The sequence below is a fragment of the Candidatus Infernicultor aquiphilus genome (assembly GCF_002784285.1).
Lineage (GTDB): Bacteria > Atribacterota > Phoenicimicrobiia > Phoenicimicrobiales > Phoenicimicrobiaceae > Infernicultor > Infernicultor aquiphilus.
Map to the genome: position 1 here is coordinate 1 of NZ_PFKO01000114.1, position 4,757 is coordinate 4,757.

Here is a 4,757-nt window from a genome sequence, read left to right on the forward strand (position 1 = left end):
ATCAAGCAAAGGGTAGGTCTACCCAAAACCAGAAGAAATTTTTTCCCTAAAGAAAACTACCCCCAAAGTATTGACACAGACACGCACAAAAAAAATTTGACAATAGTAAAATTTTAATGTATCATAATTTCCAAATATTAAAAAAGAATATTTTAACGAGGAAAGTAAGTTATTTCTTAGTCAAAAAGAGAGAGATACAACTGGTGAAAGTATCTTAAAAAGAATAACTAAAAATAGAGCCTCAATAATAATAGGATAGTTACCTTTAAAAACTTCTAATGAGTGGGGTAAATAATTTATCCAATCCCAGGTGGTACCGCGAGATTTCATCTCGTCCTTTTATGATAGTGAAAATTGTCAAAGGGGCGGGATTTTTTATTTTAAGAGGGAGATTATTATTTAGTCAACACCGGTGTGGCACCACGGGAAATTTTATCAATCTCGTCCCTTATGATAATCGATAAAGAGATTATCAGGGGCGGGATTTTTTATAAATAAAAAGTGGGTTTGATGTGTATCAAAATAAGCAAGCTGTTAAACTTATATTAGAAGATGGTTCTGTTTTTCAAGGCTATGCCTTTGGAAGTAAAAGAGAGGTATCAGGAGAAGTAGTATTCAATACGGGAATGATCGGTTATCCGGAAAGTTTAACCGACCCTTCTTATCGTGGACAAATATTAATTTTTACTTACCCTTTAATAGGAAATTATGGAGTTCCAGGTTACGAAAAAAAAGATGGTCTATTGAAATATTTTGAATCAGATAAAATACAAGTTCAAGGATTAGTGGTGACAAATTGCTCAGAAAATTATTCCCATTGGAATGCAAAGAAATCTTTAGCTCAGTGGATGAAGGAATATGATATTCCAGGAATATACGGAATAGATACTAGAGAACTCACCAAAAAGATTAGAAAAAAAGGAACTATGTTGGGAAAGATTGTTTACGATAAAGAGAAGATTGAATTTGAAGATTCAAACCAAAGAAATTTGGCATCAGAAGTTAGTGTAAAAAAGCCAATAATATATAAAAAGGGCAAGAGAAGAGTGTTGGTTGTGGATTGCGGGGTAAAGAATAATATTATTAGATCATTTCTAAAGAGAAATATTACTGTTATTAGGGTACCCTGGAATTATAATTTTTTAGAAGAAAAGGTAGATGGCATCATATTATCTAATGGTCCAGGAGATCCAAAAAAATGTAGGGAGACGATAGAGTTGGTTAAAAAAGCTTTCTTAAAGAATATTCCTATTCTGGGGATCTGTCTTGGTTCTCAAATTTTAGGGCTTGCTGCTGGAGCAAATACCTATAAATTAAAATATGGTCATAGAAGTCAAAATCAACCTTGTATGGAGGTAGGAACTAATCGCTGCTATATCACTTCTCAAAACCATAGTTATGCTATTGATTCAGATACGCTGCCTAAGGATTGGAGAGAGTGGTTTTATAATAATAATGATAAGACCAATGAAGGTATAATTCATATTTCTAAGCCATTTTTTGGAGTACAATTTCATCCTGAATCCTCTCCCGGACCGGATGATGCAGAGTTTATCTTTGATATATTTTTGAGGGCAATCAGATGATGATGAAAAAAAGAAAGTTTAAAAAAGTATTAATTTTAGGTTCAGGTGCAATAAAGATTGGAGAAGCCGGCGAATTTGATTATTCTGGAAGCCAGGCGATAAAGGCCTTAAAAGAAGAGGAAGTTAAAACAATCTTGGTTAATCCAAATATTGCTACTGTTCAAACTTCTGAATATTTGGCTAATAAAATATATTTTCTTCCTGTTGATGCTTACTTTGTAGAGAAAATAATTGAAAAAGAAAGACCCGAAGGAATATTATTGGGATTTGGAGGTCAAACTGCCTTAAATGTAGGAGTTGAATTATTTACCAGGGATATATTTAAAAAATATAAAGTAGAGGTATTAGGGACTTCTGTGGAGGCAATTCAAAACACAGAGGACAGAGAATTATTCAAAAAAAAATTACAAGAAATAGATCTTAAAACCCCTTTAAGTAGTTCAGTGGCCAATGTAGAAGAAGCATTAAAGGCGGCAGAACAAATAGGTTATCCAATTATGTGTAGAATAGCCTATGCCCTGGGTGGCTTAGGTTCTGGCATAGCACATAGCAGGGAACAATTAGAAAAGATTGCGGAAAAAGCATTTTCTTTTACTAAACAAATTTTAATTGAGAAATGTCTTTATGGTTGGAAAGAAATAGAATATGAAGTTGTCCGAGATGGTTATAATAATTGCATAACCGTTTGTTCTATGGAAAATGTGGACCCTATGGGGATTCATACCGGTGAAAGTATAGTAATTGCACCGGTACAAACTTTAACTGCTGCTGAAAATTTTAAATTGAGATCTATTGCCATAAAATTAATAAGACATTTAGGTATTATTGGTGAGTGTAATGTGCAATTTGCTCTTAATCCAAAATCTCAAAATTATAGGATAATTGAGGTTAATGCCAGGTTAAGCCGTAGTTCTGCTTTAGCTTCTAAAGCTACTGGTTATCCTCTTGCCTTTATTGCGGCAAAATTAGCCTTAGGTTATAGCTTAACTGAATTAGATAATATTATTACCAGGGAAACTTCAGCTTGTTTTGAACCAGCTTTGGATTATATTGTGCTTAAATATCCGAGATGGGATTTACAAAAATTTAAAAAAGTCAGTTCGAATATAAATACTGAGATGAAATCTGTTGGGGAGATAATGGCTATTGGCAGGAGTTATGAAGAGGTGCTTCAAAAAGCAATTCGAATGTTAGATATAGGGATAGATGGTCTGGTTGGTAATAATCTTAAATTTAAAGATTTGAACACAGAACTCAAAGAACCAACAGATAAAAGAATGTTTGCTATCGTGGAAGCAATAAAAAGAGGATATTCTATAGAAAAAATTTATCAGCTTTCTAAGGTTGACCCCTGGTTTTTATATAAAATGAGAAATATTGTAGAAATTGAAAGAAAGTTGCAACAATATCAAATAAAAGAATTGCCAGAAAATTTACTAAAAGAAGCAAAGCAAAAAGGGTTTTCTGATATTCAAATAGCAATGCTTACTCAAACTGATGAATTGGCAGTGAGAGAAAAGAGGAAAAAATTAGGCATTGTACCTTACGTAAAACAGATAGATACCCTGGCTGCAGAGTATCCCGCAAAGACTAATTATTTGTATTTAACTTATAATGGTTGCAAGGATGATTTTAATTTTAAAGATAAAAAACAAGTTATTGTTTTAGGTGGAGGGGCATATAAGATTGGTTCTTCGGTAGAATTTGACTGGTGCTGTGTTAATTCAGTAAAAACCTTAAAAGATTTAAAGTATAACGCTATAATGGTAAATTATAATCCGGAGACAGTCAGTACTGATTATGATATCTGTGATAAACTATATTTTGATGAACTTACCTTTGAAAGGGTATGGGATATATACGAAAAAGAAAATCCTTTAGGAATAATAATATCAATGGGAGGTCAAATACCCAATAATTTAGCCCTAAAATTTCATAAAATGGGGGTTAAAATATTGGGGACTAATCCTGTAAATATAGATATTGCTGAAGATCGGCATAAGTTTTCTCAATTGCTGGATAATCTTAATATAGATCAACCAATATGGGAAGAACTAACCAGCTTAGAAGAGGCAGAAAAATTCGCTAACCGAGTTGGTTACCCAGTTATGATTAGATCAAGTTATATCCTTAGTGGTGCTGCAATGAGTATTGCTTTAAATAAAAGGGAGCTAAAAAAGTATTTGAAAAAGGCTTCAGATATCAGTCCGGAACGTCCGGTAGTAATCAGTAAATTTATAGTTAAAGCTAAAGAAATAGAGATAGATGCTGTAGCTAATAAAGGAGAAGTATATTGTTACGCTATTTCTGAACATATTGAAAATGCAGGGGTTCATTCGGGAGATGCCACAATAGTATTGCCTCCTCAGAGAACTTATTTAGAAACAATGAGAAAGATTAAAATAATTACCCAAAAAATTGCAAAATCTTTAAGCATTAATGGCCCCTTTAACTTGCAATTTATCGCCAAAGACAATGAGATTAAGGTAATTGAATGTAATTTAAGAGCTTCCAGGAGTTTTCCATTTGTTTCTAAAGTATTAAAAATAAATTTTATTGATTTAGCTACTAAAATTATTATGGGTAAAAATATGCCTAAAATAAATATTTCGCCTTTTGATTTAGATTATGTAGGAGTGAAGGCTCCGCAATTTTCCTTTACTAGATTAAAGGGTTCAGACCCAGTTTTAGGAGTAGAAATGGTTTCTACCGGAGAGGTTGCTTGTTTGGGTGATGATTTTAATGAAGCATTTTTAAAAAGTCTTATTTCGGTGGGTTTTAAGATGCCTAAAAAAACAGTTTTGTTATCTACTGGCCCCATAGATAGTAAGGCAGAGTTTTTAGAAAGCTCTAAAATTCTTGAAAAAATGGGGTTTAAGCTTTACGCTACCAAAGGAACTGCTGACTTTATGAGAGCTAACAACATTAAAGCGAAAGTTCTTTATTGGCCTTTAGAAAATAAAAAACCAAATACACTTAATTATATTGCTGATAAAAAAATTGATCTGGTGATAAATATACCTAAAAATGCTCAAAAGGAAGAATTAGATAATGATTATTTCATCCGGAGAAAAGCAGTCGATTTTAATATTCCTTTGATAACTAATATAAAACTTGCTAAAAGATTGGTAGAAGCGTTGAATAATGCCGAGCTTAAAGACTTAAAAGTTA

2 protein-coding genes are annotated in these 4,757 nt (G+C 32.5%); both read left to right on the plus strand.

Annotated features, from left to right (window positions below):
* Window positions 1-512 precede the first annotated feature (512 nt).
* A complete protein-coding gene (gene carA / locus COZ07_RS03135; RefSeq protein ID WP_406607131.1) occupies window positions 513-1,586 on the plus strand; it encodes a carbamoyl-phosphate synthase small subunit in 1,074 nt (357 codons plus the stop codon).
* A partial coding sequence (carB, locus tag COZ07_RS03140) for a carbamoyl-phosphate synthase (glutamine-hydrolyzing) large subunit (RefSeq protein WP_406607132.1) occupies window positions 1,586-4,757 on the plus strand: 3,172 nt, incomplete at its 3' end. The genes carA and carB, both read left to right, overlap by 1 nt.